This is a genomic window from Isoptericola sp. Y541 (assembly GCF_059445465.1).
In genome coordinates, this window is record NZ_JCAIUJ010000011.1 from 43,125 (window position 1) to 69,949 (window position 26,825).

Here is a 26,825-nt window from a genome sequence, read left to right on the forward strand (position 1 = left end):
GCTGCCTCCGATCGTCCTTGATCTCGACCATCCACTTTTTATATCACATTAGAAACTGTAGCGGCCAGGGCTTGATCTCAGCCTCTTGTCGTGGTGCGATGCCCGAGGATTGAATCTTGGTTAAGCGATCGCGCAAGGGAGCGTGGCATGGGAGACAGGCCCTCTCGACCGGCGGACGACCGGCGCCTTTCCGGCCGGGTGGCGGTCGTCACCGGTGCGAGCCGCGGCATCGGGTATGCGATCGCCCAGCGGTTCGCCGCCGAGGGTGCCTCGCTCGTCCTGACCGCGCGGTCGTCCGACGACCTGGAATCGGCGGCGGCGTCGCTGGGGGAGGCCTCCGTGCGCGTCGTCGCGGGCCGCGCCCAGGACCCCGGGCACCGGCGCGAGGTGATCGAGACGGCCGTGCGCGAGTTCGGCGCGGTGGACGTGCTGGTGAACAACGTGGGCATCAATCCCGTCTACGGTCCCCTCGTCGGCCTGGATCCCGAGGCCGCCCGCAAGGTCCTCGAGGTCAACGTCGTGGGCACGCTGGGCTGGGTGCAGGAGGCGGTCGCGGCCGGTCTCGGCGACCGCGACGGCGGCGCCGTCCTGAACATGTCGTCCGTGACCGGGGACGTCCCGTCCCAGGGCATCGGCTGGTACGGCGTCAGCAAGGCGGCGGTGTCCCACCTGACCGTGACGTTGGCGGCCGAGCTCGGCCCCCGGGTCCGGGTGAACGCGCTCGCCCCGGCCGTGGTCAGGACGCAGTTCGCCCGCGCCCTGTACGAGGGACGCGAGGAGGAGGTGGCCGCGCGCTACCCCCTCGGGCGCCTCGGGCGGCCCGACGACGTGGCGGCCGCCGCCGCGTTCCTCTGCTCCGACGACGCGAGCTGGATCACCGGCCAGGTGCTCACCCTCGACGGTGGGCTCCTGGCCGCGGGGGGCACGGCATGAGCGCCCGCGAGGTCGCCCGGCGCACCCGGCGGTTCGTCCGCGACGTCGTCCTCCCGGCGGAACCGCCCGCCGGGACCGCGCTGGACGCCGCGACCCGGCGCGCGCTGCAGCAGCAGGCGCGTGACGCGGGCGTCTTCGCCCCGCACGTGCCGGCCCGCCTCGGCGGCCTGGGGCTGCGGCTGGGCGAGTGGTCCGAGGTCTTCCAGGAGGCGGGGTACTCACCCATCGGACCGGCGGTGCTGAACTGCATGGCGCCGGACGAGGGAAACATGCTGCTGCTGGAGCGGATCGCGACCGAGGGGCAGCAGGAACGCTTCCTCGCGCCGCTCGCGGCCGGCGAGGCGCGGTCGTGCTTCGCCATGACCGAGCCGCACCCCGGCGCCGGTTCGGACCCGGCCGCGCTGACGACCACCGCGCGCCGCGTCGACGGCGGGTGGGTCCTCGACGGGGAGAAGCGATTCATCTCCGGGGCCGAGGAGGCCGACTTCGCCATCGTCATGGCGCGGACGTCGGAGCTCGGGGCCGAGGCCGCGACGATGTTCCTCGTGCGGATGGACGCCCCCGGGGTCGAGATCGGGCACAGCATCCGCACGCTGGAGCGGGCGATCACCGGCGGGCACCCCCACGTCCACCTCACGGGGTGCTTCGTGAGCGAAGCCGACGTGCTCGGCACCCCGGGCGACGGCTTCCGACACGCCCAGGTCCGCCTCGGCCCGGCGCGGCTGACGCACTGCATGCGGTGGCTTGGCCTGGCGCGCCGCGCCCACGACACCGCGCTCGACCGGGTGGGCCACCGCGAGCTGTTCGGCACCCCGCTGGCCGAGCTGGGGATCGCCCAGGGCATGCTCGCCGACTCCGAGATCGACCTCGCCAGCAGTGCGGCGCTCATCGACCGGGCGGCGCGGACGATGGAGGAGGACGCCCGGGCCGGCGCCCAGGCCTCGTCCATCGCGAAGGTGCACTGCTCCGAGGCGGTGGGCCGCGTGGTCGATCGTGCCGTCCAGCTCTGCGGCGGCGACGGGGTCACCCTGGAGCTGCCCCTGGCCGCGTTCCTCGACGAGGTGCGCCCGTTCCGGGTTTACGACGGGTCCAGCGAGACGCACCGCTGGGCGATCGCCCGCCGGGCCGTCGCCCGCAGGCGCCGCGAGGTCGAGGCCGGGGAAGCGGTGCTGGACCGGGCGGAGGGTCGGCGATGAGCGCGCTCGCGACCGCCCCGGACGGCGTCGACGTCGTGCGTCGGCTCGAGGCAGATGCCGCGCCCGCGCGGCCCCCGCTGCTGGTCCTCGAGCCGCTCGAACGCTTCCTCGACGATGCCGGCGTCCGGGCCGGAGAGCTGGCGTGGCGCCGGATCGGGGACGGCCAGGCCAACGTGACGTACGAGCTGCAACGTGGGGGCGAGCGGGTGGTGCTCCGGCGCGGACCGCGTCCGCCCTTCCCGCCCTCGGCCCACGACATGCTCCGGGAGGCGCGCGTGGTCGCGGCCCTCGGCGCCGCCGGGGTCCCCGTCCCGGCCGTGCGCGCGGTCGGCGACGACCCCGCGGTCGTGGGCGCGCCGTTCTACCTCATGGAGCTCGTCGAGGGCGAGGTCGTGACGACCCGGCTCCCCGGCGGCTTCGACGGGCCGGGTGCCCGCGCCGACCTGGTGCACGCGGCCGTCGACGCCCTCGCCGACCTGCACCAGGTCCCGCTCGAGGGTGAGGTGGCGGAACTCGGGAGGCCCGCCGGGTACCTGGGCCGGCAGGTCCGCCGGTTCGCCCAGCTCTGGCCGCTGAACACCCGGCGCACCGTCCCGCTCGTCGACGCGCTCGCCGAACGGCTCGAGGCCACCCGGCCGGAGTCGTCGCGCGTCGGCGTCGTGCACGGTGACTACCGCCTGGGGAACATCATGTTCGCCGCCCCCGGGCGCGTGGCCGCCCTCCTGGACTGGGAGATGGCCACGCTCGGCGACCCCCTCGCCGACCTCGGCTACCTCGTCGCGACCTACACCGAGCCGGGCGCGGCGCTGACGCCGATGGACCTCACGCCGGTCACCGCCGAGGCGGGGTTCCCGTCGCGCGCCGACCTCGTCGACCGCTACGCCGCGCGCACCGGCGCCGACGTCGCCGCCCTGCCCTGGTACGAGGCGCTCGCCCTGTGGAAGTCGGCGATCTTCTGCGAGGCGATGTACACCCGCTGGCTCGACGGGCAGCGGCCCGACGACGCCTTCGCCCCGGGGCTCGCCGACGGGGTCCCCGCGCTCGCCGAGGCCGCCGCGCGGGCGCTGTCCCGCCACGAAGGAGGAGACCGATGAAGATCGCCGTCCTGATGAAGGTGGTCCCGGACACCTACGGGGACCGCACGCTGTCCCTCGAGACCGGGCTGGCCGCGCGCACGACCGACGACGCCGTTCTGGACGAGGTCGACGAGCGGGCGCTCGAGGTGGCCGTCGCCCACGCCGACGCGCACCCCGACACCGAGGTCGTGGTGCTCGCCATGGCGCCGGAGCTCGCGCAGAGCAGCCTGCGCAAGGCGCTGGCGATGGGGGCGTCGTCGGCGCTCCAGGTGATCGACGAGCGGCTCGTCGGTGCCGACGTCGTGCTCACGGCGCAGGTCCTCGCCGCGGCGGCGCGGCACGTGGGCTTCGACCTCATCGTGGCCGGCGACGCGTCCACCGACGGTTCCGGGGGAGTGGTGCCCGCCGCCATGGCCGAGATGCTCGCCGTGCCGTGCGCGAGCGCCCTGAACGAGGTGCACGTCACCGAGTCCGAGGTCGCCGGCGTGCGGGTGTCGGACGGCGCCACCCTGCGGGTCTCCGCGCCCCTGCCGGCGATCGTGTCCGTCACCGAGGCGCTGCCCGGCGCCAGGCTGGCCGGCTTCAAGGGGATCATGGCTGCCAAGAAGAAGGCGATCGAGACGGTCTCGGCGGCCGAGCTGGGGGTCGATCCCGACGCCCCCGACGCCGCGCGGTCGATCATGATCGCGATCGCGGAGCGGCCGGCCCGCACGGCCGGCACCACCATCGTCGACTCGGGCGACGCCGGCGAACAGCTGGCGCAGTTCCTCGTCGACAACCGGCTGGCGTGAGGGGGACCGTGATGACCGACCTGACCGAGTATCCGATCCTGGTGCTTCTCGACCGAGACCCGGACGGCGGGCTGGCGCGGTCGAGCGCGGGCCTCCTCGCTGCCGCGGCGTCGATCGGCAGCCCGGTGGCGCTCGTCGTCGGGGCGGGGGCCGACGCGCTGGCCGCCGCCGCGGCCGCGCTCGGGGCACGCCGGGTGCTGCTCGCGCCCGCCGCCGAGGACGCGCTGGGGGTGCCGCGCGTGGACGCGCTCCAGGCCGCGGCCGACCGGGTGCGGCCGGCCGGGGTGCTGGTCTCGCACTCCGTCGAGGGGCGTGAGGTGGCCGCGCGCTACGCGGTCAGGTCGCGCTCGGCGCTCGCGGTCGACGCCGTGGGCGTCTCGCGGGACGACCATGGCGTCGTCGCCCACCACTCGGCCTACGGGGGCGCGTACCTCGTCGACTCCGCGGCCACGTTCGGTGCGCTGGTCGTCACCGTCCGCGAGGGGGCGATCGACGACCGGTCCGACGCGGTCGCAGGCGCGGAGGTCGAGGAGCTGGCGGTGACCGCCTCCGGACTCCCGACCGCCACGGTGCTCGACGTCGAACCCGTCCGGTCGAGCTCCACCCGACCCGAGCTGCGCGGGGCCGCCAAGGTCGTCTCGGGCGGCCGGGGCCTGGGCTCGGCGGAGGGCTTTGCCCTGGTCGAGCAGCTCGCCGACGCGCTCGGCGCGGCGGTCGGAGCCTCCCGGGCGGCGGTCGATGCCGGGTTCGTGCCGGCGTCGAGCCAGGTCGGTCAGACGGGGGCGACGGTGTCGCCCCGGCTCTACGTCGCGCTCGGCATCTCCGGCGCGATCCAACACCGCGCCGGCATGCAGACGGCCCAGACCATCGTGGTGGTCAACAAGGACAAGGACGCGCCCCTGTTCGCCCTCGCGGACTTCGGCATCGTCGGCGACGTGCACGACGTGGTGCCGCGGCTCGTCGCGGCGCTCGAGGCGAGGCGAGAGGGATGACCGCGCCACCGCGACAGGGGCTGCCCCGCCGTCCGGGCGGCCCGCCGTGGCCGCCCGTGGACGAGGCGCGGCCGCCCGCGCCCGTGGTGTCCGTCGAGTCGGCTTCCCGGGCATCGACAGGGGAGCCTGGGCCGGCGCGCCGTGGCCTTCCCCGTGTCGCCGCGGCGGCCGTGGGCGTTCGGGAGCCCGATGCGACGGACGCGCGGGACCCGAGCGACGGACGGGGTGCGGGCGCGGCCATGCCTGTGCCTCTACCCGTCCCTGGGCATCTGCCGGGGCGGGTCCGTCGCCGTCGGGTGCCGGCGTGGGCGGGGCGTGCCGGGATCGTGGCAGCGGGGGCGGCGGTCCTCCTCGGTGTCCTTGTCCTGCTCGCGCGGTGGTGGGTGGGCACCGACGCCGGGCAGCGCTTCCTCGCCGCGTACCCGGGCACCTCCCCGCTGCCCGAGGGCGCCCCGGTGGGCATCCCGGCGTGGCTCGCGTGGCAGCACTTCTTCAACGTCTTCCTCCTCGTCCTGATCGTCCGGACCGGGCTGCAGGTGCGCCGACGGACGAGACCCACGGCGTCCTGGGCGCCGCGGTCGGACCCGCAGGCGCGGATCGGCCTCATGGCCTGGACCCACCAGGCGCTCGACGTGTTCTGGGTCCTCAACGGCGTCGTCTACGTCGTGCTGCTGTTCGCGAGCGGGCAGTGGGTGCGCGTCGTCCCGACCCGCTGGAGCGTGTTCCCCGACGCCGTGTCGGCCGGGGTCCAGTACCTGTCGCTGAGCTGGCCGGCGGAGGACGGCTGGGTGCACTACAACGCCCTGCAGCAGCTCGCCTACTTCGTGACGGTCTTCGTCGCGGCGCCCCTGGCGATCGCCAGCGGCGTGCGGATGAGCGTCTACTGGCGAGCCCGGCCGTCATGGGACCGCGTCGTCCCGATCGGGCTCGCCCGGCGGCTCCACTTCCCGGTGATGCTCTACTTCGTCGCGTTCGTGGTGCTGCACGTCGCGCTCGTGCTCGCGACGGGGGCCCAGCGCAACCTCAACCACATGTACGCCGGCCGGGACGACGCGAGCTGGGTCGGTTTCGTGCTCTTCCTCGTCTCGCTCGTGGTGATCGTCGGCGCGGCCTTCGCCCTGCGACCCGCTGTCGTCGCGCCCGTGGCGCGCCGCTTCGGCACCGTCAGCAGGCGCTGAGCCCGGGGCCGCACCGGCCGACGCCTCCCGCACCCGACCCTCGAGATTCCACCTGCCCGCCCAGTCACGAAGGAGCGACCATGAACGACACCGTCGAGATCAAGAAGGGACTCGCGGGAGTGACGGTCGACCGCACCGCGGTCTCCCAGGTCAACGCCGCGAGCAACTCGTTGCTCTACCGCGGGTACCCCGTGCAGGAGCTGGCCGCGACCGCGTCGTTCGAGGAGGTGGTGCACCTGCTGTGGCACGGCGAGCTGCCGGACGCGGACCAGCTCGAGCGGTTCACGGCCGAGGAGCGGCGCCACCGAGCCCTCGACGAGGACCTCGTGCGCGTGATCGACGGTCTGTCCGCGAGCGCCCACCCGATGGACGTGGTGCGCACCACCGTCAGCATCCTCGGCGGCGACGACCCGGACGCGTGGAGCCACGAGCCGGACGCCGTCCTCGACAAGGCCCTCGTGCTGTATGCGAAGCTCCCGACCGTCGTCGCGCACCTGCAACGACGTCGGCGCGGGCTCCCGGTCGTCCCGCCGCGCGACGACCTGGGGTACGCCGCTAATTTCCTGTGGATGTCGTTCGGTGAGGAGCCGGACGAGGTGGTGCGCAAGGCCTTCGACGTCTCGATGACGCTCTATGCCGAGCACTCCTTCAACGCCTCGACGTTCGCCGCGCGCGTCGTCAGCTCCACGCTGTCCGACTACTACAGCGCGATCGTGGCGGCGATCGGTGCCCTGAAGGGCCCGCTCCACGGCGGGGCGAACGAGGCCGTCATGCACACCTTCGACGAGATCGGCTCGGCCGACGACGTCGCCGGGTGGCTCGACGCCGCGCTGGCGGACAAGCGCAAGATCATGGGCTTCGGGCACCGCGTCTACAAGCGCGGCGACTCGCGGGTGCCCACGATGAAGGCCGCCCTCGACACCTTGGTCGTCCACGACGACCGCCCCGACCTGGCCGAGCTCTACGACGCCCTCGAGGCGGAGTTCGTGAGCCGCAAGGGGATCTACCCCAACCTGGACTACCCGTCCGGCCCGGCGTACCACCTCATCGGCTTCGACACGGAGCTGTTCACCCCGCTCTTCGTCGCCTCGCGGATCGCCGGCTGGACCGCGCACGTCCAGGAGCAGCTCGCGTCCAACGCGCTGATCCGCCCGCTGAGCGCCTACGACGGCGTCGCCGAGCGCCACGTCGAGGGGTACGTGCCCGACGACGCAGCGGTCGCGGCCGCGACACGTCAGGTCGAGCAGGCGGTCTGAGCGAATGACGAAGGCCCGCCCCGCCTGCTGCGGGGCGGGCCTTGGCCAGGGCCCGCAGAGTGGTGTGGCGGTCGGTGATCTGAGCTGAGACATCACACCCGCGACCACGCTAGACCACTTTCTGGGACTCAATTCAAGGCCGGAATCGTGTTACCGGCCCGTACGCGGTTTCGATACGCCAGTGATATCCGCCTGCTCCTACGATTGAGAGCATGCGTGTGCTGGTTGTCGAGGACGAGCGCTACATGGCCGAGGCCATCCGCGAGGGACTGCGCCTGGAAGCGATCGCGGCCGATATCGCCGGGGACGGCGACACCGCCCTGGAGCTGCTCGGCGTCAACACCTATGACATCGCCGTCCTCGACCGCGACGTCCCCGGGCCCTCCGGTGACGAGGTTGCCGAGCGCATCGTCGCGTCCGGCAGCGGCATGCCGATCCTGATGCTCACCGCTGCGGACCGGCTGGACGACAAGGCCTCCGGGTTCGAGCTCGGCGCCGATGACTACCTCACCAAGCCGTTCGCGCTGCGCGAGCTCGTGCTCAGGCTCCGGGCTCTCGACCGCAGGCGTGCGCGCAACAGGCCGCCAGTGTGGGAGCTCGCCGGCCTGCGACTGGACCGGTTCCGCCGCGAGGTCTACCGGGATGGTCGGTACGTCGCGCTCACCCGGAAGCAGTTCGCGGTGCTCGAAGTCCTCGTGGCTGCCGACGGCGGTGTCATCAGCGCCGAAGAGCTCCTGGAACGGGCTTGGGATGAGAATGCCGACCCGTTCACCAACGCCGTGCGCATCACGGTATCCGCACTGCGCAAGCGGCTCGGCGAACCCTGGGTGATCGCCACGGTGCCCGGCGTCGGCTACCGCATCGACACGCGACCACGCTCCGGGAACGAGGGAGACGAACGTGGATAGGGCGCCTGGGTTGAGCGTTCGCCTCAAGCTCACCTTCAGCTATGCCGGCGTCCTCATGCTCGCCGGCACCGTGCTGCTCGGGGCACTCGCGGTCTTCCTGAGCGACTACCGGGAGAGGGCACAGGACACTGGCGAGGTGGTGATCGCGCCTTCGGGCACCGAACTACTGCGTGACTTCGCGCCGGCGGCCGCCGGCGCGATGGTGTTCCTCCTGGTGTTCGGTCTCGCCGGAGGGTGGATTCTCGCTGGGCGGATGCTGGCCCCGCTGACCCGCATCGCCGATGCCACGCGCACGGCTGCGAAGGGATCCCTCTCTCACCGGATCGAGCTGGATGGGCGCCAGGACGAGTTCCGAGAGCTCGCTGACGCCTTCGACGGCATGCTCGCGCGGCTCGAAGCGCATGTCGCCGAACACCAACGCTTTGCGGCCAACGCCTCCCATGAGCTGCGAACTCCGCTTGCGATTACGCAGACCCTGCTCGACGTCGCTCGGAGCGATCCGAACAGGGAAGACAGCGAGCTCGATGAGCGCCTCCGCGTCGTCAACACCCGAGCGATCGACCTCACCGAAGCACTGCTCCTCCTCAGTCGCACTGACCAGCACTCCTTCGCCCGAGATGACGTCGATTTGTCGCTCGTCGCGGAAGAAGCCACCGAAACGCTCCTCCCGCTCGCAGAGAAGCACGGCGTCGTCATTGAAACCTCGGGGGACATCACCCCGACCTTCGGGTCGCCTGCGCTCCTGCTGCAGTTGACCACGAACCTCCTGCACAACGCGATCGTCCACAACCTGCCCGAATACGGCACCATTCAGGTCAGCACCACTGTCGGTCCCGATGGCGCCGTGCTTACGGTCGAGAACACCGGCGACAAGATCAGCCCGCACGTGGTCTCCACCCTCACCGAGCCGTTCCAGCGCGGCACCGATCGCGTCCGCAGCGACCATGTGGGCGCCGGCCTCGGCCTGGCGATCGCCAAGAGCATCACCCAAGCGCATGACGGAACGCTCTCGCTCAGCCCGCGCGCCGACGGTGGGCTCTGCGCCACGGTACGACTACCCGCGACAGCTCGGCAGGTCTCGTAGGAACGATGTAGGTCGCCCTGGCCGGGTCGTCGAACCGGGCCTGGAGCCGAGCGCTTGTCGCTGGCGCGGGGCCGATTCGACGCACATCGTCTGCGGGAGGGACCGAAGCACCTCGGTCGAGCTGCAGCGCATCCATGCGGGTCGAGCGACACGCTCCGTCGAGTTGTCGACCGGGCACCACCCGTTCGTCTCCCGCCCCGACCTGGTGGTCGATGTGGTCGATCAGGTGCAGGCCTTGCTGCAGCAGGTGTCCAGTCCGCGGACCGTGCCGAGAGCGGTGATCTCCGCCGTGGGCTCCAGCCTACGTATTGCGGCGGCGCCGTTTCGTCGCGGGCTCGATGTGACCGGCCGAGTAGCCACCTGCGGCGACGATGTGGGGTGCTGGTTCGCCTGGCGTCACGATGTTGCGCCGATCAAGATTCCTCGGTGTGCATGAAACCGCTCGAATACGTGCATGGGTAGCGACGCGGAATCTGAGTTGTGGGAGTAGCCCGACGGGTTGTGGAACCGCACTACCCCGTCCTCGACCGCATAGACCAGCACGAGGTGGCCCCCTCGTTGCGGGTCGTGGATGTCGGAGTCGCGAATCTCAGGAGATACCGAGGCGATCATGACCTGCCCAGGTCGCACCTCTCTGCCGGAGACGCCAATCGGCGTCCGCTCGACCAGCTCGCAGTGGAATCCGAACTGTGAGCTGACCCAGGCCATGAAAGGCCGGTAGATGAGTCCTTGGACCTTGCCGGAGGGCTCCACCACGTAGCAACCCCAGTCGAGGGCCAGCGCAAGGAGCTCGCCCATCGTCAGCCGGACGTCGGTCCAGCCATGGAGCAGCGACTGCAGACACGCCAGACCGCAGACCTTGCGGGACCAGAACAGGTACTCGTCGACCGAGCGGTATCCGTCGGAGGCCCAGTCGTGCAGCTGCGAGGGATCGGTGCGCGGCAGGAACACCTCCAGCCCCGATCGCTGGGTGCGCTGCATCACCACCACATCGTTGCGCTCCAGATCTCCCCACTGCGAGATGCAACGGAGACTCCGATCACGTGATGGGAAAGTCGAAATAGACATCGGGATGAGGCTCGTTTCTCAGCGTGTAGTGCCACCACTCACAGTCGTACCGATCGAATCCGCAGTCCTCCATGATGGAACGGAGATGCCCACGGTTCTGGGCCTCGATCGGCGTGACTCCTTGAGCTTGATGACGTGAGATCGGGTCCATGAGGTCGTGGTCGCCGCCCATGGAAGCCAGGTCACCGGTGGCAAGGTGAAAGAGCGTCAGGTCGACGGTGCTGCCCCTGCTGTGCCCCGACTTCGCGGCCACATATCCGTCCGTGACCATCTCCGCCCGGTCGATGTTGGGGTAGTGTCGCGGTTTCGTCCGGCCATCTTCTGGTTGCGTCGACCAGCGGATGAAGCAGTCGACTGCGCGTTGGGGGCGATACCCGTCCCAGAGAAGCAGCCCGAAGCCACGTGCGGCTGCCTTCTCGCTCGCCTGCTCCAGGGATGCGCACAGGGACCGAGTGCCGACGATCCGATTCGCGAGATAGCCGTCCACCGGTGCGCCGGTGAAGTTGTCGCAGGTGGCGTACTTGGCATCCCAGCGGACGCCCGGGACCCACTCGTCGACGTAGACGAAACCATCGTTCATTGCTTTTTCCCGAGCAGTGCCGTCGAGAGGAGCCGGTCGATCAGATCAGAGAGCGGCACTCCTGCGGCGGCCATCATCCGCGGGTAGCGGCTGTAAGACGTCATACCAGGCATGGTGTTGACCTCGTTGAGGATCACGCGCCCGTCGTCGGTGAGGAACATGTCGACGCGGGCAAGTCCCTTGCAGCCCAGGGAGCGGTAGATGGTCTTGGCGGTCTCTTGGACGAGCTGGCGCGAATCGTCGGAGATGTCGGCGGGAACGATGAAGGTCGAGTTCTCCGACCCGGACTCGGGCGAGTCCTCCTGGTGGATTCTGAAGAATCCGTGGGAGAGGTCGACGCGGTCCACCTCTCCCACGATCAGACCGGACGATTCCCCGAGGACCGCACACCCGATCTCCCCACCGACCACCGCTTCCTCGATCAGAACCCTCGAGTCGTACTGTCGCGCCGAACTCAGCGCGCCCGGCAGCTCGTCCTTGTCAGTGACCTTGCTGACGCCGAACGATGAACCCGATCGAGCTGGCTTCACGAAGACGGGATAAGGGAGGTTGTCGGCGTCGAGCTTTTCATCCTCCCCGACGACCCAGAAGTTCGGCGTGGCGATTCCTGCGCTCCTCGCGACGGAGTAGGCCAGTGACTTGTCCATGCACACGGCCGAGCCCTGGACGTCGCAGCCCACGTAGGGGATGCCGGAGAGCTCCAGCAGGCCCTGGATCGCGCCGTCCTCGCCGAGCTTGCCGTGAAGCACGGGAAAGATGACGTCGAGGCGCTCTGTCTCGAAGCCTTCCTGCCCCATGACCAGCAGGCCGTGCACGCTTCGGTCGGGTGACACCACGGCTGGACGAGCACTGGCGTTGTCCCAATCCGCGCCGGGGCCGTCACAGAGCTTCCAGGCGCCGCCCGTGGTGATGCCGATCCAGAACGGTTCATACATCTCCGTGTCGAGGCTCCTGGCGACCTCTTGCGCCGATTTGATGGAGATGGGGTGCTCCTCGGAAGCGCCACCAAAGATGATTCCGACCTTCACCTTGTTCATGTTGTCTTCCCGCTCTCAAAATTCAGGCAGCTGATGAGGCTGCTTTCGACGATGTCTTTCAGGGAGTGATCCGTGTCATAGGCGGAGTGCGGACTGATCAGCACATTGGGCATGCGCTGTAGTCGCACCAAGACCTCGTTGTCGATACGCCTGTCTCGGTAGTCGGCGTAGAAGATCCCCTCCTCGCCTTCGAGGACGTCCAGCGCCGCACCGCCCAACCGGCCGCTCTCCAGCGCCGACAGGAGGGCCTCGGTATCGAGCAGCGGTCCGCGTCCCGTGTTGACGACGTACGCGCCGGGCTTCATCCGCTCGATGCGATCGCGATCGAGGAGATGGTGCGTGTCCGCGGTGAGCGGGGTATGGAGCGTGACGATATCGCTCTGCTCGATCAGTTCGTCCAGCGGCACATGGTCGGTGCCGGCGCGAGACGGCTTTGCGCTGACGAGCACGCGGCTCCCAAAGCCTCGCAGGCGGTCGATCACTGCTGTGCCAATGCGCCCCGCTCCGACCACGCCCACGGTCAGGTCGCGTAGTTCCCTACCGCGGCTCTCATTCAGTCGATAGTCATAAGTATCGGTGCGACGGATGGTGGACTTTGCGTGCCGCACGGCCATCAGCATCAACATCAGCGTGTAGTCGGCTACGCTGTCCGGTGAGTAGGCGACGTTGCCCACTGAGATGCCGACGTGCTCGGCGTACTCCAGGTTGATATGGTTGTAGCCGATGCTTCTGGTGGAGATGTAACCCACGCCGGCATTGCTGAGCGCCAGAAGCGTGGAGTTCGTGATCTGGGTCTTGTGGTTCACGCTGATGCATCGGCTGCCACGTGCAAGCTCAGCATTTGCTTCACAGACCGCCGACTCTACGATCGTTGGCGATACGTCGAGACGAGCACCCATCTCGCGGAACATGGCGGCTTCGTCCTGGCTGCACCCGAAGACCGTGATCCCCGCCGTTGCGATGGCAAGGGGGGGCGGCTCGGCCGTCGCACGGGCGCGTCGGCCGGCGACCGCTCCGCTTGGGATCCAACCGAGTTCGCCGTGGGCCATGCTGCAAGTCAAGACGGCGGGGTGTTGCCGGCACGTATGCGATTTTCGATATGCGGACGATATGTAGCTCAGGCTCCTGAGCTATGTGAGTGACGGGGGTCTTGGGGGGGACCGCGCATCACCCGTACCCGAAGAGCTGGCACCGATGCCGTCGCAGAGGTCTGGTGCGCTCGGCGAGGGACCGAGCGGCTGAACGACGCCGTCGAGAACGGGTCCCGGACGACTGGCCCGGGGACGCTCCGGGCAGCAAACTGCGGACGGTTCGGCTTAGCCTTGGCGCTGCGCCTCCAAGGCCGCGACGACCGTTGTCCGGTCCGGCAGCTCCTGTGCTCCTCACGCGCTCGGCGAACGCGAGATGCCCCGCACCAGTGCGAGCTGGTGCGGGGCGTTTCTGCAGGCCAGCAGCGATTTCTTGGCGTCGCCGCCGGTCCGGAATGAGCCGAACTCAGATGTCGTAGTAGAGCTCGAACTCGTGGGGGTGCGGGCGCAGACGGATCGGGTCGATCTCGTTGGTGCGCTTGTAGTCGATCCAGGTGGCGATGAGGTCCTCGGAGAAGACGTCGCCCTGGGTGAGGAAGTCGTGGTCGCGCTCGAGGTTGTCCAGAGCCTCGCCGAGGGAGGCGGGCACTTGGGCGATCTGCTCGTGCTCCTCGGGGGGCAGCTCGTACAGGTCCTTGTCGATCGGCGCCGGCGGCTCGATGCGGTTCTTGATGCCGTCGATGCCCGCGAGGAGCTGGGCGGCGAACGCGAGGTACGGGTTGGCCGACGGGTCCGGCACGCGGAACTCGACGCGCTTGGCCTTCGGCGAGGAGCCGGTGACCGGGATGCGGATGCACGCGGAGCGGTTGCGGGCCGAGTAGACCAGGTTGACCGGTGCCTCGTAGCCCGGCACCAGGCGGTGGTAGGAGTTCACCGACGGGTTGGTGAAGGCGAGCAGCGACGGTGCGTGCTTGAGCAGGCCGCCGATGTACCAGCGAGCCATGTCGGACAGGCCGCCGTAGCCCTTCTCGTCGTAGAACAGCGGGTCGCCGTTCATCCAGAGCGACTGGTGCGAGTGCATGCCCGAGCCGTTGTCGCCGAAGATCGGCTTCGGCATGAAGGTGACCGACTTGCCGGCCTGCCACGCGACGTTCTTGATGACGTACTTGAACTTCATCAGGTCGTCGGCCGAGTGCAGCAGCGTGTTGAACCGGTAGTTGATCTCCTGCTGACCGGCGGTGCCCACCTCGTGGTGCGCGCGCTCGACGTCGAGGCCGACCGCGGCAAGCACGGCGCACATCTCGTCGCGCAGGTCCGCGAACTGGTCGTTCGGGGAGACGGGGAAGTAGCCACCCTTGTAGCGGGTCTTGTACCCGAGGTTGCCACCCTCCTCCTCGCGGCCGGTGTTCCACGCGGCCTCGACGGAGTCGATGTGGTAGTAGCCCTCGTTCGCCGAGGTCTTGAAGCGCACGTCGTCGAAGATGTAGAACTCCGCCTCGGGGGCGAAGAACGCGGTGTCGGCGATGCCGGTCGACTTCAGGTACGCCTCGGCCTTGGCGGCGATGGTGCGCGGGTCACGCGCGTATGGCTCGTCCGTGAACGGGTCCACGATCGAGAAGTTGATGATCAGCGTCTTGCGCTTGCGGAACGGGTCCAGGTACGCCGTCGTGACGTCCGGGACCAGCTTCATGTCCGACTCGTGGATCGCCTGGAACCCGCGGATCGACGACCCGTCGAACATCAGGCCCTCGGTGAAGGAGTCTTCCGAGAACTGCTCGACGGGCATGTTGAAGTGCTGCATCACGCCCGGCAGGTCGATGAACCGGACATCGATGAACTCCACCCCCTCGCGACGGGTGAAGGCGATGGCCTCCTCGGCGTTCGTGAACATGCATGCGCTCCTTGGAAGGACGTGGCCGGCGGGCACAGCCCGCCGCTCGGCGACCACGACGGTATGGCGGCAGCGTTTCTCCGGCGTGGCGCATATGTTTCGAACACGTTACGGAGACCTCGACGATGGCGCCACGCGACGCTACCTCATGTGCCCCACGTACTCTGAGGCAATGGCGTCGCGTGAGGACATGGGTTCGTGGCTCGAGGGCGGCAGGAGGACGGACCCTAGCGGTGCGCGGGGTCGCCTGGGGCTCCCCGAGTCGGGCCCGGGATCGCTCGCACGGCTCGGCCGGCGGGCCGTCGCGCTCGTCGTCGACTGGGCCGTCGCCACCCTGATCGCCTACCTGGTGACGAGCCCCGCATCGTTCGCGGAGCTGAACTCGTGGGTGACTCTCGGGGTGTTCGCGCTCGAGAACCTGCTGCTGGTCAGCACCGTCGGTTTCACCATCGGGCACCGCCTGCTCGGCCTGCAGGTGCGGGTGCTGGGTGCCCCCGCCGACGTCGCCCCGGGGTTCGTGCGCGGGTTGGTACGGACCCTGCTGCTGTGCCTCGTCATCCCCGCCGTCGTGTGGGACGGCGACGGTCGCGGCCTGCACGACCGCGCGGCCGGCACGGTGCTGCTCCGCCGCTGACGCAACGGCGGACTATCGCATCGACGGACTATCGCATCGACGGGCTCACGCAACGAGGGCCGGGTCGCCCGTGGCGACCCGGCCCGTCGTTTGCGGGCGGCGTCCTGGTCAGCGCCCGCGCAGGCCCTTGCGGTCGGGGCGGGCCTTCATCGGGTCGACGCCCTTCGGGATCGGCAGCCGCGCGCCGCCGAGCGCCTTGAGCCGCTTCTTGACCTGGTCCGCCTCGGGCTTGGTCAGGGTGTTCTTGAGCTTCTGCACCTTGCGCGCCACCTTGGGCAGCGGGACCTGCCCCTCCTCGTTGCCGCACTCGATGAGCGTGATCGGCACGTTCGGCAGCACGCGCGACACGCGCCTTCGCTCGTCCTCGAGGAGACGCTTGACGCGGTGCGACGGGCCCTCGCTGACCAGCACGACGCCGGGGCGCCCGACCCCGCGGAAGATGAAGTCCTGCGTGCGCGGGTTGACCGCGATCGGCTCGTCGTCGAACTCCCAGCCGCCGCGGACGGTGCCGAGGGCCGCGCGAGCCGCGCCGGGCTGGCCCTCGATCTGCGTGTACGCGGCCCGCTCCGCCTTGCGCGTCAGGATGAACATGGCACCCAGCAGGGCGAACGGCAGGCCGACGACCATCGCATAGACAGGGGCGTCGAGCAGCAACCCGATGACGAACGCCACCGCGAGGATGCCGACGAAGGCGCCCAGGAGCACCCAGGTGACCGTCGGATCCTGCTTGCGCGTCATCTGGTACGCGGACCACACCTGGTGGTACCAGCGCTGCTTCTTGGGCTTCTTCTGCTTACCGTTGGCGTCGGCGGACGCGCCGGCGTCGGACTTGGTGCGGGCCATGGTCGTCCAGTCTAGTGGGCGGGTGCAGTGCTTCGGTCAGCGGGTGGGGCGGGCGAGCAAGCTCGCCGCCTCCTGGCGCGACGAGGTCGGCTCGGCGAGGTGCGCCAGCGACTCCGGGATGGGCAGCCCGCGGCGGGTCATCGCTTGTCCCCACAGGCGCCCGGCGCGGTACGACGACCGCACGAGCGGGCCGGCCATGACGCCGAGGAAGCCGATCTCCTCGGCGGCGTCCGACAGCTCGACGAACTCCTCGGGACGCACCCAGCGGTCCACGGGGTGGTGGCGCAACGACGGACGCAGGTACTGCGTGATGGTGATGAGGTCGCAGCCGGCGTCGTGCAGGTCCTGCAGCGCGACCTTGCACTCCTCGATGGTCTCGCCCATGCCGAGGATGAGGTTCGACTTCGTCACGAGCCCTGCGTCGCGCGCGCGGGTGAGTACGGACAGCGACCGGTCGTAGCGGAAGGCCGGACGGATCTGCTTGAAGATCCGCGGCACCGTCTCCACGTTGTGGGCCAGGACCTCGGGCCGCGACTCGTTGACCTGGTCGAGCAGCTCGGGGATGGCGTTGAAGTCGGGGATGAGCAGCTCCACGCCGGTGCCCGGGTTGAGCGCGTGGATCTGGCGAACCGTCTCGGCGTAGAGCCAGGCACCGCCGTCGGCGAGGTCGTCGCGGGCGACGCCGGTGATCGTCGAGTACTTCAGGCCCATCGTGCGGACCGACTCGGCCACGCGGCGGGGCTCGTCGGCGTCGAGGTCGGCCGGCTTGCCCGTGTCGATCTGGCAGAAGTCACAGCGCCGCGTGCACTGGTCGCCGCCGATGAGGAACGTGGCCTCCCGGTCCTCCCAGCACTCGAAGATGTTGGGGCAGCCCGCCTCCTCGCACACCGTGTGCAGGCCCTCGCCCTTGACCAGGCCCTTGAGCTCCCGGTACTCGGGACCCATCACGGCCTTGGTCTTGATCCACTCGGGCTTCTTCTCGATGGGGGTGGTGGCGTTCCGGGCCTCGATGCGCAGCATGCGGCGGCCCTCGGGTGCGATCGTCACGGGTGTCTCCCGGTCGTCGTCGAGCAGGGTGGACGCCGGGCGGGCTCGGCCTGTGAGGCCGGGAGCCCGCGCCGGACCTCGTCAGACTACGTGAGCCGGGTCGGACTACGTGAGCCGGGTCAGACGACGTGAGCCGGGCCGCCCGGCCAGGTGCGATGCCCACCGTGTGGACGTGACGTGGGCAACGCTCCCGACGTCAGGCGGTCGCGACCGGCACGGCGACCGGTGCGGTGACCGGCGCCGGCGCCGCCACCGCGCGCAGCGGCTCGAGCCGGCGGGCGAGGGCGTCGACGAGGGGGCCGTACGCGTCGCCGAGGGTGACGGTGCGACCGGTCTCGATCGTCAGGGAGGTGACGTCGGCGTCGGTGATGCCGCACGGCACGATCAGCTCGAAGCGGCTCAGATCGGGGCAGCAGTTGAGGGCGATGCCGTGCATCGTCACGCCCTTGGCCGTGCGCACCCCGATCGCGCACACCTTCCGCTCGCGGCGGTCGGCGTCGGCGGCCAGCCACACGCCCGTGCGCCCCTCCACCCGGATGGTCTCGAGCCCGAAGCCCGCGCACACCTGCATCACGGCCTCCTCGAGCGCCCGCACGTAAGCCACGACGTCGATCGGCTCGGCGAGGCGCAGGATCGGGTACACGACCTGCTGGCCGGGGCCGTGCCAGGTGACCTTGCCGCCGCGGTCGACGTCCACCACCGGGGTCCCGTCGGTAGGGCGCTCGTCGCGGTGCGTGCGCCGGCCCGCGGTGTAGACGTCGGGGTGCTCCACGACGATCAGCGTGTCGGGTCGGTCTCCGGCGACGACGTCGGCGTGCACGCGGCGCTGGAGCTCCCACGCCTCGTGGTACTCGGTCAGTCCGGGCAGCGTCATCACGTCCACCCGGCGAGGCTAGCCCTCGCCGCGCTGTGAGCGCACGAGGGTGACGAGGATCTCGCGCAGCTGCGCCACCTGGTCGTCGTCGAGGCCGCTGGTCGTCAGGTCCTCGGCAGGCTGCACCCGTCCGGCCTCGGCGGCGGCAGCCCGACCTGCCTCGGTGACGGCGACGGCCCGCCGCCGGCGGTCGTGCGGGTCTTCGCGGCGGGACACGTAGCCGGAGCGCTCGAGCCGTGCGACGACGCGGCTCATGGTCTGCTCGGTGACGCCGTTGAGCCGCGCGAGCTCACGCTGCGTGCGGGGGCCGGCGAGCAGGTGCAGGAGCACGGGGAACCCTGCATGGTTGAGGTCCCACGCCGCGAGGTGGGCGTTCCAGTCGTGCTCGATGCGGCGGACGACGGTGAAGAGGAGGCGCCCCGTCGGCCACCGCGCGGGATCGTCGCTCGTGGGTTCGGCCGCGGCGGCGTCGGGCCACGTCGCGTCGGACGGGGTCGCGTCGTCGGTCACTTGCTGCTCGCCTCCCTGTCAGGCAGGATACTCAGCATGCTGAGCAATCGTAGATCAGGACTCCTCCGGGGCCTCGCCATTCTGGCAGCGATCGGCGTGTGGCTCGCCATCGGGGCGATCGGCGGACAGGCGCAGGGCAACCTGAGCAGCGTCCAGACGAACGACAACGCCGCGTTCCTGCCCGCGAGCGCCGAGTCCACGCAGGCCGCCGAGCTCGCCCGCGAGTTCACCGACTCCGAGACGCTGCCCGCACTGGTGGTCAGCGAGACTGCCGACGGGTCCGCGCTGACGAAGGAGCAGCTTGCCGACGTCCAGGCCTTCGCCGGGTCGATCGGCGACGCCCCGCTCGAGGGCACCTCGGGCGACGAGCCGCGGACCGTCGGGGACGCGAGCGTGGCGGACCCCGTCGTCGTGCCGTCCGAGGACGGGCGGGCCGCCCTCGTGGTGGTCTCCCTCGACGCGGCGAAGGCCTCCGAGGACGTCGGCGCGGAGGAGTCGAGCGTCTCCGAGCTCGCGATCGGCGCGCTGCGGACGCTCGCCGCCGCCGACGCCGCGGACGGGGGGCTCGCCGGCACCGGTCTGGAGACGTGGGTCACGGGGCCGGCCGGTTTCGTCGCGGACCTCGTGAGCGCGTTCGGGGCGATCGACACCGTGCTGCTGCTCGTCGCGCTCGGTGCCGTCTTCGTGATCCTCGCGCTCGTCTACCGCTCGCCGGTGCTGCCGTTCGTCGTGATCTTCACGGCCGTGCTCGCGCTCTGCCTCGCCGGGTTGGTGGTGTACCACCTCGCCGCGAACGACGTCCTCACCCTCAACGGGCAGTCCCAGGGGATCCTGTCGATCCTCGTGGTGGGCGCCTCGGTGGACTACGCCCTGCTGCTCGTCGCCCGCTATCGCGAGGAGCTGCGCACGACCGTGTCGCCGTACACGGCGATGCGTCGCGCCCTCCGGGCCTCGGTCGAGCCGATCGCCGCCAGTGCGGGGACAGTCATCGCGGGGCTGCTCTGCCTGCTGCTGTCCGACCTGTCGTCCAACCGCAGCCTCGGTCCGGTCGCGGCCATCGGCATCGCCGCGGCGTTCCTGTCGGCGATGACGTTCCTGCCCGCGATGCTGCTCGTCGGCGGGCAGCGCGCCCGGTGGGTCTTCTGGCCCCGGGTCCCGCACGCGCTCGGGCGGCACCCCGACGCCCCGGGGGCGTCCGTCGGATCCACGGACGACGACTCACACGTGGAGGTCGCGGGGCACGGCGTCTGGTCCCGCGTCGCCGGCTTCGTCGGGCGCCACGACCGGGTGGTGTGGATCGCCACCGCCGTCGTGCTGGCCGGGGGAGCGGCGTTCGTCCCGACGCTGGACGCGAACGGTACGGGGGACTCGGAGGTGTTCCTCACCCAGGTCGACTCGGTCGACGGCGAGAAGGTGCTCACGAGCCACTTCGAGGGAGTCTCCGCCCAGCCCGCGATCGTCGTCGCCCCCGAGGAGGACGCCGACGCCGTGGTGGACGCGGCCGAGGACACCGACGGGATCACCGCCGCGACCGTCGTCACCGACCAGCCGGCCGCCGCGCCGGGGCGGCCTGCCCAGGGTGACCCGCTCGTCGTCGACGGGAAGGTGCGCGTGGACGCCACGACCGAGGCGCCGTCCGACAGCCAGGAGGCGGTCGACACCGTCGCCGACCTGCGTGCCGCGGTGCACGAGGCGAGCCCGGACGCCCTGGTCGGCGGTGCGGCCGCCGAGCGGCTCGATACCCAGGTCGCCGGGCAGCGCGACCTGCGCACCATCGTCCCCGTGGTGCTGGCCGTGATCCTGCTGATCCTCGTGCTGCTGCTGCGCTCGGTCCTCGCGGCCGTGCTGCTCATGGCGGCCAACGTCCTGTCGTTCGGGTTCGCGCTCGGCGTCGCGGCCCTGGTGTTCAACCACGTCCTCGACTTCCCGGGCGCCGACCCGGCGGTGCCGCTGTACGCCTTCTGCTTCCTGGTCGCGCTGGGGGTCGACTACTCGATCTTCCTCATGACCCGCGTGCGCGAGGAGAGCCTCGAGGTCGGCACGCGGCGCGGCGTGCTGCGGGGGCTGGCCGTCACGGGCTCGGTCATCACGTCCGCCGGGGTCGTGCTCGCCGCGACCTTCGCCGCGCTCGGGGTCATCCCGCTGCTGTTCCTCGCGCAGCTGGCGGTCATCGTCGCGTTCGGCGTGCTGGTCGACACGCTGGTGGTACGCAGCCTCCTGGTGCCCGCCCTCGTGCACGACGTCGGCGATCGCGTCTGGTGGCCGTCGCGCCTGGGGCGCGGCCGGGCAGGCGCGCAGGGCGGGTGACGGACGGCGGTGCGCGGTTCCACCCCGCGCGCCGCCGCCCGGCCCGTCAGGGCCCTACCGCGAGCGCAGGGTGCCGTCGGCCGTGAACGCCGGCCGGAGCCCGGCGAGCTGCCTCTTGCTGACCTCGGCCGCGGGCCCGCCGTAGAGCGCGTTGTAGACGAGGTTGAACGACGAGCGGGGCAGCGACCGGAAGGTCACCTCGCTGCCGTACGTGACGACGCTGCCCTTGCCGATGTCGAACGACACCACGTTGGCCGCGCCCGCGATGTGCTCCTCGCCCCGGAGATAACCGCTGGCGAGCACGCCGGAGTCCGGGTAGGTCGACACCACGTCGGCGTCGGGGCCGGTCGGGGTCCACGCCTGGGTGCCGTAGAGCCAGACCGGCCACTGCTCCGGCATGCCCCACGCGACCATGTCCGAGGTGTCGAACTCGTGGTTGAGCAGGCTGCCGCCCGTCGCGAACTCGTCGGAGTCGTCGGGCAGCGCCGGCTCGATCGGCAGGTCCAGCAGCTCCTTCGCGGTGGCGACCGAGTCGCCGATGGCCAGGAGCGTGCCACCCTGGCGCACGAACTGGGCGAGCTTGCGCCAGCCCTTCTGCCCGACGCCGTAGGCCCACGCGAACTCCTCGTCGTACTTCTGCGGGTCGAGGCCCTCGACGATGTCCTTCCGGGAGATGCCCTGCGGGAGCATGATCGTGTCGTAGACGTCGATCAGCCGCCCGCTCTGGAAGTCCTGCGCGCCGACGACGTCGTAGGCGACCTTGTACTGGTCCATGAGGTACATGTCCCAGCCGCCCGGCATGTTGTTCGCCCCGCGCAGCAGGCCGACCCGGGTGCGGGGCTTGAGCTGGATCCCCTCGACGGCCGGTGCCTGTGCCGTCGCCGCCACGGGCACGCCGACGTCGGCGCTCGACGTGGCGAGCACGCGCCGCGCTTGCGGCGTGGCCGGGACCACGTACGTCCCCGCGGGGTAGGCGGTGTCGTCGGAGGTGAACTCGGCGCCCGCGCGGAAGGTGGCGATGTTCGCCTTCTGCAGGGCGGCCACCATCGGGATCGTCCCGTACGACTCCGGCCGCACGAGGTACGCCCCCGTGGATCCCGGTGCCGCCGGCATCTCGACCTCGGGCACCTCGATCTCCTCCACGCGCTCGAGGTCGGCCTCGAGCGGCTCGTCGATCGCGGCGACGTCGACGCCGAGCTGCAGCGGCAGGCTCGTCGTCGCCTCGGCGTACGGCAGGTCGTCGACCGGGTACTCGTCGGTGCCGAGCAGCTGGTCGGCCCAGTTGCCCAGCGGCTGGTGCGTCGCGATCACCCACGACCCGGCGGGGTACCGCTCGCCGCCGGCCGTGAAGGGCGCCGTCGCCCGGTCGATCTCGACGTCGGTCCAGTCGAGCCGCTCGAGCATCTCGTACGTCGCGTAGGGGTCACGCTGATCGGCGCCCACCACGTAGGCCGCGACACCGGACGCCACACCGTTCTCGGTGAACTCCTGCGGCGCGGCGTAGAGGTTGTCGTACAGCAGCTCCTCGCCGTTGTCGGCCACGTACTCCATGCCCGCGTAGGTGGCGGTCTCGGCGTACTCGACGATGTCCCGCAGCGTCCAGGTGTCGTTGTCGTACGGCTGGATGAGGTCCTGCGTGGGCGTCTGGGGGCCCAGCGGGCTCCCGTCATCAGACCGCTGCGGGTACGCCAGGTCGGCCACCGACGCGATCTCCGTGAGGTACACGCCGGTCCCCGTGAACGGGAAGAACCCGACGGGCTGCTCGAGGGTCCAGTAGATGTGGTAGTCGTCCGTGCCCACGCCCTTCTTGCCGTCGGCCGTCAGGTCGCGCATGGCGTGCTGGCCTACCGCCGAGCTGGACGCGTTGGAGTTGGCCGGCACGTTCGCGCTGGTGACGCCCCCGTACGGCGGCACGAAGATCCGCTCACCGGAGCTGCCCTGCTGATGCATGATGTGGGTCATCACCGGCCGGTACTCCTGGCTGAGCCCGAGCCGGTACCGCGCCTCGACCTGGGTGAACATCGTCCAGTCACGGTTGTCGTCGTGCCCGGTGTACTTCTGGTAGAGGTCGGGGTAGACGCGGGCCAGGTCCGTGTCGGCGGTGCGGTCGAAGTGGTCGACGACCTTGACCTGGCCGTCAGGGTTCTGCGACGGGACCAGCATGATCACCGAGTTCGTCAGCACGTTCTCGGTGTAGTCCGAGGTTTCGGTCGCGAGCCGGTGCACGATGTCGTTGATCGCCTGCCCGTTGCCGACCTCGGTGGAGTGCACGGTGGCCTCGAGGTGGTAGATCGGCACGCTCTCGCGCGCCAGTGCGCGAGCCTCCTCGGGCGTCGTCGACCGTGGGTCGGACAGGCGCTTGTTCAGCTCCACGATCTCGTCGAGCCGTTGCAGGTTCTCCGGCGAGCTGATGAAGACGGTCGCGTACTCGTTGCCCTCCGTGGTCTCGCCGACCGTCTCGTAGGTGACGCGGTCCGAGCTCTCGGCGACGGTCCGCATGTAGTCGAGTACGTCCGGGTAGGCGGCGAGCCGTCCCTCCGTGCCCATCTCGAACCCGAAGTATTCCTCGGGGGTGGCGATGTCCGCCGTGGCCGCCGTCAGCGTGCTTCCGGACGCGTCCGACGGCGTCTTCGCGAGGGCGCCGGAGGCGACCAGGCCGGTTGCGAGCAGAGCGGCCGCCGTCGTGGTGACGACGGTGGTACGTCGTTGTGCCATGTGCTGCTCCTTTCACGCGACCCCGCCGCCCTCTGCGGTGAGGTCGTCGCCCAGGCTATTGCCGCAGCACACTTTCGTCCTGGCGTCGGGGTGGCCGGCACGACCGGGCGGTAGCAGGCCTCCCGCGTGGCACCCGGCCGGGTCGGGACCCGGCCGGGCACCATGGAGGCATGGTCACGGACGAGGCGACGGCGACGGGCACGACCGACGACATGGCGGCGGCGCCCCCGCCGCGGCTGGCGATCGTCGGCTACGGCGGCGCGGGCCGGGAGATCCACGGCCGGCTCGCGGCGGAGGCGGGGCTGCCCGTCACGGCGGTCGTGACCCGAGACCCCGGGCGGCGCAACCAGGCGGCGGGGGACTGGCCGGGCGCGCGGCTGCTGTCCGACCTGGACGCCCTGGTCGCCGCGCGCCGCGCGTACGACCTGGTCGTCGTCGCGAGCCCCACGTCGCTGCACGCCGAGCACGCGGCCACGCTGGCCCGCGCCGAGATCCCGTTCGTGCTGGACAAGCCGATCGGGCTCGACGCGCACCAGGCGCGCGCCGTGGTCGAGGAGGCCTCCGCCACCGGCACGCCGTTCACGGTGTTCCAGAACCGGCGCTGGGATCCCGAGCAGCTCACCCTGGCGAGCCTGCTCGACGGCGGCGACCTCGGCGACGTGCACACGTTCGAGCGGCGCTGGGAGCGCTGGCGCCCCACCCCGCGGCAGCGCTGGAAGGAGAACGACCCGGTGGGCGGCGGGCTGCTGCTGGACCTCGGCCCGCACCTGGTGGACTCCGCGACGCAGCTCTTCGGGCGGGTGGAGTCCGTGTGGGCGCAGCTGCGGAAGCTGACCACCCCGACGGAGGACGACGTCTTCCTGGTGCTGCAGCACGAGCCCGGCGGCGGGCGGGCCGGGAGCCCGCACGGCGTGGTCTCCCGGCTGTGGGCGGGCTCGGTGGTGGGCGCCCCCGGTCCGCGCACGCGCGTGCTCGGCTCCGCGGGGGCCTACCTGGTCACGACCTTCGAGCAGGACGCCTCACCGTTCGAGGTCTTCGACGACGACGCCCCTGACGGCTCGCTCGGGTGGTTGACCCGCGGGCGGGAGCGCCGCGCGGTGGAGGCGGCGCCGGGCGGGCACGCGGACTTCTACCGGGCCCTCGGCCCCTGGTTGCGCGGGGACGAGCCCGCCCCCGTCGACCCGGCGGACGCGGTGCGCACCGCCGAGGTGCTCGACGCCGCGCGGGTCTCGGCGCGCGACGGGCGGCGCATCTCGGTCTGACGCACGGCCTGTGGATGACGCTGCCTGTGGATGACGCGGCGTGCGGTGCCCGCCGAGGGTGTTCGATGGCTCCGTGCCCACTCAGACGCTGCCGATCCCGACGGACTCCGGCGCCCGCGAGGCGCTCCTGCAACGGGTGAGCGCGCTCGCCGGGCTGCGCCACCCGTGCCTCGAGCCCGTGGCGGCGTTCGACGTTCGCGACGACGGGACTCTCGCGGTCCGTCGCGGCGCGGGGGCGGCGAGCGACCTGCCGACCGTGCTCGCCGTGCGGGGCAGGCTGACGTCCCGGGAGGCCGCGGGCGTGCTGGTCGCGGCGGCCCGCGGGCTGGCCGCCCTGCACAGCGAGGGCCTGGCCCAGGGCGCGCTCACGGCGGCGGACGTGGTGCTGGGCCCGAGCGGCGAGGCGATGCTGCGGCCGCGGGTGGGCGGCGCGGGGGAGCCGGACGGCGACCCGGGCGCGGAGGACGTGCACGCGCTCGCCGCGCTGGTGGGGGATCTCCTGGGCGATCGCGCGGACGACGAGGCGACGGCCCTCCGGGCGGTCCTGGCCCCCGCGGCGGCGCCGGATCCCCGGGTGCGTCCGGAGGCGGGCACCCTCGCGGCCCAGGCCGACGCCGCCGTCCCTCCGGAGCCGGTGCGGCTGCCGGAGGCGGCGACCCTCGCGGCCGCGTCGCTCGGACTGCGGTCGTCGGCTCCGGGGCCCGGCCCGCAGGCGCGGCGTCGGCGCGTGGTGCAGCGCGGCGCGGCGGCAGGGCCCGGTACCCGGGGCGTGCGCCCGACCCGCGCGTCCCGGCGCCCGCGGCCCGGGCGGCGGGGGTCGCGCCGGGCGGGCGGCCCGTCGCGGGGAGTGCCTCGGGGAGTGCCCAGAGGGGTGCTCGGCGCGGTCGGGGCGGTGGGGCTCGTGGTGGTCCTGGCGGCGGTGGCCCTCCAGGTGCGCCCGCCGGACGACGCGGGAGTCCTCGCCCCGACGGCACCGGCGAAGGAGGTGGCCGCGACCACGGCGGCGGACCGGACGCAGGACCGCGACGACCCGGCCGCCGCGGCGGCGGAGCTCACCGAGCGCCGGGGTGCGCTGCTGTCCGGGGGTGCGGACGGCGGCACCAAGGACGGCACCAAGGACGGCACCGAGGTCGGCGCCGGGGTGGACGGGGTCGACGGGGTGGATGTGCCCGGGTCGGCGGCGCACGATGCCGACGTGGCGCTGCTGGACGAGGCCGAGCTCGCCGGCACGCGGGTGCGTGGCGCGGAGGTGCTCGTCGACGACGTGCGCACCGAGCGGCACGACGGTGACGAGGCGGAGGTGGAGGTGGAGTACACCGTGGGTCCGCACGAGCAGGTCGCGGACGACGGCGAGGTGACGGCGGTGCCCGCGTCCGACGCGCGGCGGGCGACCCTGCGGCTCGCGTGGACACCTGAGGGGTGGCGGGTCGCCGAGGTCGGATGAGCGCGACGTCGAGCACGAACGACGTCGCGTACCAACGACGTCGAGCACGAACGACGTCGAGCACGAACGACGTCGCGTATGAACGACGTCGCGTATGAACGGCGTCGAGCACGGACGACGAAGGGCGCGCCGGCCGGAGCCGGGGCGCCCTTCGTCGTCAGGGACAGCGAG

At 71.3% G+C, this 26,825-nt stretch carries 23 protein-coding genes; 13 read left to right on the forward strand and 10 right to left on the reverse strand.

Translation table 11 applies throughout. The features are described 5' to 3' along the window. The first annotated feature begins 147 nt into the window (after positions 1 to 147). The 9 genes from AC1C2V_RS18635 (at position 148) to AC1C2V_RS18675 (ending at position 9,414) form a co-directional block, all read left to right on the forward strand. Positions 148 to 933, forward strand: a complete 786-nt coding sequence (locus AC1C2V_RS18635) for an SDR family oxidoreductase (protein WP_495391142.1) — start codon at positions 148 to 150, stop codon at positions 931 to 933. Then, positions 930 to 2,129 carry an acyl-CoA dehydrogenase family protein gene (locus tag AC1C2V_RS18640; protein WP_495391143.1) on the forward strand — a complete coding sequence of 400 codons (1,200 nt, stop codon included), beginning with the start codon at positions 930 to 932 and terminating at the stop codon, positions 2,127 to 2,129. Before AC1C2V_RS18635 ends, AC1C2V_RS18640 begins: the two co-directional genes overlap by 4 nt. After that, a complete protein-coding gene (locus AC1C2V_RS18645; protein WP_495391144.1) occupies positions 2,126 to 3,223 on the forward strand; it encodes a phosphotransferase family protein in 1,098 nt (365 codons plus the stop codon). Before AC1C2V_RS18640 ends, AC1C2V_RS18645 begins: the two co-directional genes overlap by 4 nt. After that, complete coding sequence (locus tag AC1C2V_RS18650) at positions 3,220 to 3,996, forward strand: electron transfer flavoprotein subunit beta/FixA family protein (RefSeq protein ID WP_495391145.1); 777 nt, start codon at positions 3,220 to 3,222, stop codon at positions 3,994 to 3,996. Before AC1C2V_RS18645 ends, AC1C2V_RS18650 begins: the two co-directional genes overlap by 4 nt. A gap of 11 nt (positions 3,997 to 4,007) precedes the next feature. Then, complete coding sequence (locus tag AC1C2V_RS18655) at positions 4,008 to 4,988, forward strand: electron transfer flavoprotein subunit alpha/FixB family protein (protein ID WP_495391146.1); 981 nt, start codon at positions 4,008 to 4,010, stop codon at positions 4,986 to 4,988. Between the two features lie 326 nt (positions 4,989 to 5,314). Further along, positions 5,315 to 6,166 carry a cytochrome b/b6 domain-containing protein gene (locus AC1C2V_RS18660; protein ID WP_495391147.1) on the forward strand — a complete coding sequence of 284 codons (852 nt, stop codon included), beginning with the start codon at positions 5,315 to 5,317 and terminating at the stop codon, positions 6,164 to 6,166. Between the two features lie 80 nt (positions 6,167 to 6,246). After that, complete coding sequence (locus AC1C2V_RS18665; RefSeq protein ID WP_495391148.1) at positions 6,247 to 7,422, forward strand: bifunctional 2-methylcitrate synthase/citrate synthase; 1,176 nt, start codon at positions 6,247 to 6,249, stop codon at positions 7,420 to 7,422. A 212-nt stretch (positions 7,423 to 7,634) separates the two neighbouring features. Then, a complete protein-coding gene (locus AC1C2V_RS18670; RefSeq protein WP_495391149.1) occupies positions 7,635 to 8,330 on the forward strand; it encodes a response regulator transcription factor in 696 nt (231 codons plus the stop codon). A gap of 10 nt (positions 8,331 to 8,340) precedes the next feature. Next, entirely contained in the window at positions 8,341 to 9,414 is a 1,074-nt protein-coding gene (locus AC1C2V_RS18675) for a sensor histidine kinase (protein WP_495391150.1), read from the forward strand. A gap of 396 nt (positions 9,415 to 9,810) precedes the next feature. Here AC1C2V_RS18675 and AC1C2V_RS18680 read toward each other — a convergent pair whose 3' ends face one another. From AC1C2V_RS18680 to glnA, 5 genes are all read right to left on the reverse strand, one after another. Beyond that, entirely contained in the window at positions 9,811 to 10,398 is a 588-nt protein-coding gene (locus tag AC1C2V_RS18680) for a hypothetical protein (RefSeq protein ID WP_495391151.1), read from the reverse strand. A gap of 55 nt (positions 10,399 to 10,453) precedes the next feature. After that, complete coding sequence (gene vanX, locus AC1C2V_RS18685; RefSeq protein WP_495391152.1) at positions 10,454 to 11,062, reverse strand: D-Ala-D-Ala dipeptidase VanX; 609 nt, start codon at positions 11,060 to 11,062, stop codon at positions 10,454 to 10,456. Beyond that, entirely contained in the window at positions 11,059 to 12,099 is a 1,041-nt protein-coding gene (vanA, locus tag AC1C2V_RS18690) for a D-alanine--(R)-lactate ligase (RefSeq protein WP_495391153.1), read from the reverse strand. Before vanA ends, vanX begins: the two co-directional genes overlap by 4 nt. Beyond that, complete coding sequence (locus AC1C2V_RS18695) at positions 12,096 to 13,061, reverse strand: NAD(P)-dependent oxidoreductase (RefSeq protein WP_495391187.1); 966 nt, start codon at positions 13,059 to 13,061, stop codon at positions 12,096 to 12,098. Before AC1C2V_RS18695 ends, vanA begins: the two co-directional genes overlap by 4 nt. A 532-nt stretch (positions 13,062 to 13,593) precedes the next feature. Beyond that, entirely contained in the window at positions 13,594 to 15,018 is a 1,425-nt protein-coding gene (gene glnA, locus AC1C2V_RS18700) for a type I glutamate--ammonia ligase (RefSeq protein WP_495391154.1), read from the reverse strand. Between the two features lie 172 nt (positions 15,019 to 15,190). Here glnA and AC1C2V_RS18705 point away from each other — a divergent pair, with 172 nt between their 5' ends. Further along, the gene (locus AC1C2V_RS18705) at positions 15,191 to 15,652 is read left to right on the forward strand and encodes an RDD family protein (RefSeq protein WP_495391155.1); all 462 of its coding nucleotides are present in this window, start codon (positions 15,191 to 15,193) and stop codon (positions 15,650 to 15,652) included. A gap of 108 nt (positions 15,653 to 15,760) precedes the next feature. Here AC1C2V_RS18705 and AC1C2V_RS18710 read toward each other — a convergent pair whose 3' ends face one another. The 4 genes from AC1C2V_RS18710 to AC1C2V_RS18725 all read right to left on the reverse strand — a co-directional run bounded on the left by AC1C2V_RS18710 (position 15,761) and on the right by AC1C2V_RS18725 (position 18,926). Continuing rightward, entirely contained in the window at positions 15,761 to 16,495 is a 735-nt protein-coding gene (locus tag AC1C2V_RS18710) for a DUF4191 domain-containing protein (protein ID WP_495391156.1), read from the reverse strand. Between the two features lie 36 nt (positions 16,496 to 16,531). Next, positions 16,532 to 17,542 carry a lipoyl synthase gene (lipA, locus tag AC1C2V_RS18715; protein ID WP_495391157.1) on the reverse strand — a complete coding sequence of 337 codons (1,011 nt, stop codon included), beginning with the start codon at positions 17,540 to 17,542 and terminating at the stop codon, positions 16,532 to 16,534. A 196-nt stretch (positions 17,543 to 17,738) separates the two neighbouring features. After that, complete coding sequence (gene lipB, locus AC1C2V_RS18720; protein WP_495391188.1) at positions 17,739 to 18,416, reverse strand: lipoyl(octanoyl) transferase LipB; 678 nt, start codon at positions 18,414 to 18,416, stop codon at positions 17,739 to 17,741. An 18-nt stretch (positions 18,417 to 18,434) separates the two neighbouring features. After that, a complete protein-coding gene (locus AC1C2V_RS18725; protein WP_495391158.1) occupies positions 18,435 to 18,926 on the reverse strand; it encodes a MarR family winged helix-turn-helix transcriptional regulator in 492 nt (163 codons plus the stop codon). 36 nt (positions 18,927 to 18,962) lie between these two features. Between AC1C2V_RS18725 and AC1C2V_RS18730 the strand changes: the two genes are divergently transcribed. Beyond that, positions 18,963 to 21,233 (forward strand): MMPL family transporter, encoded by a 2,271-nt coding sequence (locus AC1C2V_RS18730; RefSeq protein ID WP_495391159.1) that lies wholly within the window; start codon positions 18,963 to 18,965, stop codon positions 21,231 to 21,233. 54 nt (positions 21,234 to 21,287) lie between these two features. Here the strand turns inward: AC1C2V_RS18730 and AC1C2V_RS18735 are convergent, their stop codons facing one another. Further along, positions 21,288 to 23,948 (reverse strand): M14 family zinc carboxypeptidase, encoded by a 2,661-nt coding sequence (locus AC1C2V_RS18735; RefSeq protein WP_495391160.1) that lies wholly within the window; start codon positions 23,946 to 23,948, stop codon positions 21,288 to 21,290. 212 nt (positions 23,949 to 24,160) lie between these two features. Here AC1C2V_RS18735 and AC1C2V_RS18740 point away from each other — a divergent pair, with 212 nt between their 5' ends. Together AC1C2V_RS18740 and AC1C2V_RS18745 are read left to right on the forward strand one after the other, a co-directional pair. Then, positions 24,161 to 25,210 carry a Gfo/Idh/MocA family protein gene (locus AC1C2V_RS18740; RefSeq protein WP_495391189.1) on the forward strand — a complete coding sequence of 350 codons (1,050 nt, stop codon included), beginning with the start codon at positions 24,161 to 24,163 and terminating at the stop codon, positions 25,208 to 25,210. A 73-nt stretch (positions 25,211 to 25,283) separates the two neighbouring features. After that, on the forward strand, positions 25,284 to 26,654 hold the full coding sequence (locus AC1C2V_RS18745; protein ID WP_495391161.1) for a hypothetical protein: 1,371 nt from the start codon (positions 25,284 to 25,286) through the stop codon (positions 26,652 to 26,654). Positions 26,655 to 26,825 lie beyond the last annotated feature (171 nt).

Excerpts from the sequence above, each read along its gene's own strand:
- vanX (WP_495391152.1), bottom strand. The coding sequence starts at position 11,062 with ATGAACGATGGTTTCGTCTACGTCGACGAGTGGGTCCCGGGCGTCCGC.
- vanA (WP_495391153.1), bottom strand. The coding sequence starts at position 12,099 with ATGAACAAGGTGAAGGTCGGAATCATCTTTGGTGGCGCTTCCGAGGAG.
- AC1C2V_RS18650 (WP_495391145.1), top strand. The coding sequence starts at position 3,220 with ATGAAGATCGCCGTCCTGATGAAGGTGGTCCCGGACACCTACGGGGAC.
- AC1C2V_RS18655 (WP_495391146.1), top strand. The coding sequence starts at position 4,008 with ATGACCGACCTGACCGAGTATCCGATCCTGGTGCTTCTCGACCGAGAC.
- AC1C2V_RS18640 (WP_495391143.1), top strand. The coding sequence starts at position 930 with ATGAGCGCCCGCGAGGTCGCCCGGCGCACCCGGCGGTTCGTCCGCGAC.
- AC1C2V_RS18705 (WP_495391155.1), top strand. The coding sequence starts at position 15,191 with ATGGCGTCGCGTGAGGACATGGGTTCGTGGCTCGAGGGCGGCAGGAGG.
- AC1C2V_RS18670 (WP_495391149.1), top strand. The coding sequence starts at position 7,635 with ATGCGTGTGCTGGTTGTCGAGGACGAGCGCTACATGGCCGAGGCCATC.
- AC1C2V_RS18735 (WP_495391160.1), bottom strand. The coding sequence starts at position 23,948 with ATGGCACAACGACGTACCACCGTCGTCACCACGACGGCGGCCGCTCTG.
- AC1C2V_RS18740 (WP_495391189.1), top strand. The coding sequence starts at position 24,161 with ATGGCGGCGGCGCCCCCGCCGCGGCTGGCGATCGTCGGCTACGGCGGC.
- AC1C2V_RS18710 (WP_495391156.1), bottom strand. The coding sequence starts at position 16,495 with ATGGCCCGCACCAAGTCCGACGCCGGCGCGTCCGCCGACGCCAACGGT.
- AC1C2V_RS18730 (WP_495391159.1), top strand. The coding sequence starts at position 18,963 with ATGCTGAGCAATCGTAGATCAGGACTCCTCCGGGGCCTCGCCATTCTG.
- AC1C2V_RS18665 (WP_495391148.1), top strand. The coding sequence starts at position 6,247 with ATGAACGACACCGTCGAGATCAAGAAGGGACTCGCGGGAGTGACGGTC.
- glnA (WP_495391154.1), bottom strand. The coding sequence starts at position 15,018 with ATGTTCACGAACGCCGAGGAGGCCATCGCCTTCACCCGTCGCGAGGGG.
- AC1C2V_RS18645 (WP_495391144.1), top strand. The coding sequence starts at position 2,126 with ATGAGCGCGCTCGCGACCGCCCCGGACGGCGTCGACGTCGTGCGTCGG.
- lipB (WP_495391188.1), bottom strand. The coding sequence starts at position 18,416 with ATGACGCTGCCCGGACTGACCGAGTACCACGAGGCGTGGGAGCTCCAG.
- AC1C2V_RS18635 (WP_495391142.1), top strand. The coding sequence starts at position 148 with ATGGGAGACAGGCCCTCTCGACCGGCGGACGACCGGCGCCTTTCCGGC.